4 protein-coding genes are annotated in these 4,253 nt (G+C 39.5%); all 4 read right to left on the bottom strand.

The genetic code is table 11. The features are described 5' to 3' along the window. Positions 1-105: 105 nt before the first annotated feature. Genes SMIDD26_RS05530 through SMIDD26_RS05515 form a run of 4 tightly spaced genes read right to left on the bottom strand, consistent with a single transcriptional unit; the run spans position 106 to position 4,244 of the window. Entirely contained in the window at positions 106-1,998 is a 1,893-nt protein-coding gene (locus SMIDD26_RS05530) for an MBL fold metallo-hydrolase (protein ID WP_061439401.1), read from the bottom strand. Between the two features lie 2 nt (positions 1,999-2,000). Beyond that, positions 2,001-2,888 (bottom strand): RluA family pseudouridine synthase, encoded by an 888-nt coding sequence (locus tag SMIDD26_RS05525; RefSeq protein WP_061439399.1) that lies wholly within the window; start codon positions 2,886-2,888, stop codon positions 2,001-2,003. Continuing rightward, positions 2,878-3,339, bottom strand: coding sequence for a signal peptidase II (gene lspA, locus SMIDD26_RS05520; RefSeq protein WP_061439396.1), 462 nt, complete (start codon positions 3,337-3,339; stop codon positions 2,878-2,880). Before lspA ends, SMIDD26_RS05525 begins: the two co-directional genes overlap by 11 nt. Further along, positions 3,336-4,244 (bottom strand): LysR family transcriptional regulator, encoded by a 909-nt coding sequence (locus SMIDD26_RS05515; protein ID WP_001025694.1) that lies wholly within the window; start codon positions 4,242-4,244, stop codon positions 3,336-3,338. Before SMIDD26_RS05515 ends, lspA begins: the two co-directional genes overlap by 4 nt. Positions 4,245-4,253: the final 9 nt, after the last annotated feature.

The raw sequence follows: 4,253 nt of genomic DNA, 5'->3' as shown, positions 1-4,253 counted from the left end.
CCTCCTTAACTATAAGTTTATCACATAAAAAAGAAACCCAAATACAGAATTGTATTTGAATTTCTTAACTTAATGACATTGGCCCTAAAACCTTCTTTTTTACTACTATTCTGATTCCGATTTATTTGTACTCGTCTCAGAGCTTTTTGAGGTTGAAGAAGTCAAATCTTGACTAGTTGAAGCGCTTGTAGCACCTTCATTCTGTCTAATTTCTTTACTTTCAAGATCTTTTTTCACTACTTCTTTCGATTCTTTTATTTCTGAATGACTTGTGACTTTAGTTGTAACAGATTTCTCGACCGGAACATCCACTAACCAGGCACCACTTGAATCAACAGTATAGCCTTCTGGTGTCTTACCGTTCACAAGCAATTGACCATTTTCTTTCAAGAAGTACCATTTATCCTTGTCTTTAATCCAACCAACAGCTCGTGAACCATCTTCCTTGTAGAAATACCAATCATTTGCCTTTTTAAGCCAACCTTGCTTCATAGCTCCTGAATCTTCCAGATAGTAATGATGACCAGCAACTTCTATCTCGCCTATCTTCATGATACCAGTAGAATCCATATAGTACCAGGTTTCGTTATCTTTTACCCAGCCCGTTTTCATTTCCCCTGATGGAGCAAAGTAATACCATTGCCCCTTATATTGAAGCCATCCTGTCTTCATAGAGCCATCATAATCCAAATAATACCACTGCTCTTTATCTTGAATCCAACCAGTTTCCATCTGGTTTTCTTTGTTAAAATAATACCAGATTCCAGCGATTTTCTTCCAATTTTTTGCAGCAGTACCAGAGTCTGTCAAATAGAACCAACGATTGTTCCATTTTTTCCATTGATTATATAACAGGATTCCCCTCTGATTAAAATAGTACCATTCACCCTTAATTTCATTCCAACCGACAGCATACTCTCCTGTAGAATCAGGTGCTTGATACCACCAATTCCCATATGCACTCTTATGCCAACCAACTTGAAAACTTGGAATCGGCTTGTAGGATGTTGAAATATTGACAAAACCGTCTTGTCGAATATCAAAAACTGTCGCATCATAGTCTTTGCTGGCTGCGTTTATATGTTGAATTCCCATTGATTCAATCCAGCTAATATATTCCCTATTTATTTCTTGACCGCTATCATACGAACCAATTGGTGAGGAAGAAGTTTGAACAATTATCTCAGGAGACAAATTTCTTATAAAATTTTTTGTATTAGAATTTTTTGTATCTAAATGATGGTTAAACTTCATCAAATCAACTTTTCCAATGAGAGAACCGTACTTGTCTTCTGCTCCATGAACATTATCTAAGTCGCCCCCAAGGTAAATTTTCTTGCCATTGACTTTTACCACACTAATCAAGGAATTGGAATTATCATCCCAAACAGGTTTAAGATTTCCATTCTCATCATATTCATTTTCATAATTATAGAGCTGAATATCCATGTCCCCAAACTGAAAATGAGCATCTCCTTGTGTGATGTTTTGAATAACTGAAACACCTTTTTCAGCAGCAGTCTGTAAAACCTTATCATAGCCATACAGATTATCCCATAGACGTTCAGAATTAGTAATACGACTATCACTATATTTTTTAAGATAGACTCGGTCAACTGGATAGGTAGACAGTAATTCATCAACATTTCCAATATGATCACTGTGAGTATGGGTCACCAAAATAAAATCAAGTTTTTGGACACCCAATTCCTTCAAGCGACGAAAGACACGGTCTGTTAGAACATGCTTATAAGTGGTATTAATACCCTGTCTCCATGGATAACGAGAATCACTTCCATCTGGGAAATCATAATCTTCTCCTGTATCCACCATGGCAAAATGTCCGTTGCTTTCAAGAATAATCGCATCACTACCACCTTCATGAACATTGATAAAGTGAATTTTATTTCCTGAACTTTCTTGAGCTTGAACATTTCCATACCATGGCAAACCTAAAAAAGCGCCTGCAAGTGCTAAACTAATCAATTTCTTTTTCATTCTTACTTCCTTAATCTCTCCAAAGTTTCCTTAAAAATATCTGGGATATCTGCTGTAAATTCCATGGTCTCACCTGTTCTCGGATGAGTAAACCCTAGAGTCTTAGCATGAAGAAATTGTCCATGTCCTTTCAGAGTCTTACGTGGACCATAGATCTCATCACCAGCGACTGGATGACCGATATAAGCCATGTGAACACGGATTTGATGGGTACGCCCTGTCTCCAGTTGCAACTCCACTAAGCTATAATCGCCAAAGCGTTCCAAGACGTGGAAACGAGTTACCGCAGGCTTACCTTTAGCAGTCACAGCCTGTTTCTTACGGTCTTTTTCACTACGACCAATCGGCGCTTCAATCACACCACGATCATTAGGCAGATTTCCATGAACAATCGCCCAATATTTGCGGAGAGACTTTTTATCCTTCAGTTCTTGAGCAAGTGCTAGATGCGCCTCATCATTTTTAGCAATCATAAGAAGACCTGACGTATCCTTATCAATACGGTGAACAATTCCTGGACGCAGAACTCCATTGATACCCGACAAGTCCTTAATATGATACATGAGGGCATTTACTAGGGTTCCACTGGTATGACCAGCACTCGGGTGCACCACCATCCCTTGAGGTTTGTTGACGACGGCCACATCCTCATCTTGGTAGATGATGTCTAGCGGAATATCCTCAGCCACATACTCTAAGACCTCTGGTTCTGGCACATGATAAGTGACGACATCGCCCTCTTGGACAGTGTATTTAGCTTTCTTGACTTGGCCATTGACCAAGACCTGGCCTGATTTAATTTGTTCATTCGCGAGACTGCGTGATAATTCTGTCAAATCTGACAAAGCCTTATCTAAACGCAGGCCACCAGTTTCAATTTTAATTTCCATTTATTTCCTCTTTTAACATTGCAATCAATAAAATAATCACTCCAACCGTCAGATAGCTATCTGCCACATTGAAAATTGCAAAATTGATAAAGTCAAGGTGGATCATATCCACAACAAAACCCTGACTGATCCTGTCAATAAAGTTTCCAAGACCACCCGCGATTATTAGAGTCAAACCCAAGACCATCCAGAATGAGTCCTCCATGTGTTTATGTAAATACCAAATGGCACCTATCACGACAACCAGAGTAATGACAGCGAATAACAACTGCTGATCTTGTAAGATAGAAAAGGCTGCCCCTCTATTTTGCAGGTAGGTCAAACTAACGAAATTGGGAATCCAAGAACGCACGTCACCCAGTGGAATTTGCTGGACGATATAGGATTTGACCAACTGATCCAGCCCAATCAAAAGCAGTACAATGACTGCCACTATTCCTCTTTTTTTCATGATTTCCTCTTCTGATTAAAATATTCTTGCATAACTTCTACGAAGAGAGTCCCAGCTTGACTAAGCTCCACTTCCTCACGTTTAACATAGACCATGCGATTATCTAGGTTATCCTTGAGACGAATAACTGTAATGCCATTAACACTATCGCTATCTAAAAATCCAGAACCAGTCGCATAAGCATCCGTCCGCTCCAAAATACCATTCAAGGTAGCACGGTCTGTCACATTAAACATCTGCGAGCTCGCACTGGTATCAACAAAGTTCTCTGAATAATAAAGGTACTCATCTTTCTCTTGAGTGAAACGAACCGTTGGTAGATCCGCTAAATCCTCCATAACCAATTCCTCTTTCTGGGCTAAAGGATGCCCCTCACGGAGATAAATGTGGGTATGGAAGGGAATCAATTCAATGACTTCAAGACCTAGCTTTTCAACCCGCTGCATGATCCCCTTTTTATTTTGATTGTTAAGGTAGATAATCCCAATCTCACTGTGCCCCTGAGCAACTTCGTCTAAGATTTGAACGGTAGTCGATTCAAAAATACGGAAGTTCTTATAGTCAGGATAGCGCTCTGAAAAGGCCGTAATGGTTGGTGGCAAGAAGTCATAGTGCTGACTAGCAATGGAAAATTCATCTTTTTCTTCCTCAGGGTTGGCATACTGATTTTGAAAAATATCAAATCCCTTGACCAATTCTTGCGCTTTTTCATAAAATTCCATACCTCGACGGGTCAAGAAAGTCCCTGAGCTTGTCCGACGGAAAATCTTAAAGCCCAATTCTTTTTCCAAATCACGAACAGAAATAGACAGACTCGGCTGACTAACATACATCTTTTCAGCAGCTTCACGAAAAGTACCACTATTGGCAATGGCCACAACATAGCGTAATTGTTGAATGTTCATCTTCTACCC

Origin of the sequence: Streptococcus mitis, from assembly GCF_001579035.1 — a bacterium.
Classification (GTDB): Bacteria; Bacillota; Bacilli; order Lactobacillales; family Streptococcaceae; genus Streptococcus; species Streptococcus mitis_J.
This window is presented reverse-complemented; position numbering and strand designations above follow the sequence as displayed.